This is a genomic window from Rhizobium sp. YJ-22, assembly GCF_029601685.1.
Classification (GTDB): Bacteria; Pseudomonadota; Alphaproteobacteria; order Rhizobiales; family Rhizobiaceae; genus Metarhizobium.
This window is the reverse complement of sequence record NZ_JARRIR010000029.1, coordinates 12,724-13,219: the sequence shown is the minus strand read 5'-3', so window position 1 is coordinate 13,219 and position 496 is coordinate 12,724. Positions and strand designations below refer to the sequence as shown.

The following is a 496-nucleotide window of genomic DNA, read 5'->3' as shown; positions in this document are numbered from 1 at the left end:
GAAAGCCCGCTTTGCGGCACGCCTGAGGGAGAGGTTTTCACGTGAGATTATCATGTCGTCCCTGTCGATCGACAAGAGCACCCTTTCGATTATGCTCCAACTCGTCGACGCTCTCCCGCTTGAACTCATCGAGGCAATTGGCCCGGCACCAGGCGTCGGGCGGCCCAGTTGGCAACAGCTAAGTGAGTTGGTTGCTAAGACGCAAGATGGTGGGGTCGATGTGGTCAATCATGCTCGCTCGCTCGCAGGCTTGTCCTCGGAGGAACGCTTCAAGCAGACTTTGGCCCACTTGAAACCTCGTCGCGTTGAACGTGGCCTTCCCGATGTCATGTCGACCTCCGATGGTAACCGACTGGCTCAGGTGAAGAATAGTAAGTCAAAACTCGAGATCACGATCGACAAGAAGGCGACGCCAGCATTCGCGGCCTTCGTGCTCAACCAGTTGCCGGCGCTATTTGAGGCGCATGAAGCTGCAAATCAGAGGAAGAAGGAAGCT

The 496-nt window shown here is 56.0% G+C and carries 1 protein-coding gene; it reads left to right on the top strand.

Translation table 11 applies throughout. The features are described 5' to 3' along the window. A partial coding sequence (locus P7F60_RS29440; RefSeq protein WP_277921082.1) for a plasmid partitioning protein RepB C-terminal domain-containing protein occupies window positions 1–496 on the top strand: 496 nt, incomplete at both ends.